The 232-nt window shown below is 59.9% G+C and carries 1 pseudogene; it reads right to left on the minus strand.

The window, feature by feature from the left end:
• Nucleotides 1-232: pseudogene (locus tag SB753_RS41885) on the minus strand (succinate--CoA ligase subunit alpha); the annotation flags it as partial.

The raw sequence follows: 232 nt of genomic DNA on the forward strand, positions 1-232 counted from the left end.
GCAGCAGCGCCTGCCGGCGGAACGTAAATCACCGACACGGTCGCGCCCGTTTCAGCCTTGGCTTCAGCGACGCTTGCGTAGATAGGAATGCCTTCGAAATCTTCGCCGGCCTTCTTCGGATTCACGCCTGCGACGTACGCTTCGCGGCCGTTTGCGTATTCACGGCAAGCACGCGTATGGAACTGACCGGTCTTGCCGGTGATGCCCTGCGTGATGACCTTGGTGTCTTTGT

It is taken from the genome of Paraburkholderia sp. SIMBA_053 (assembly GCF_046534895.1).
GTDB lineage: Bacteria > Pseudomonadota > Gammaproteobacteria > Burkholderiales > Burkholderiaceae > Paraburkholderia > Paraburkholderia caledonica.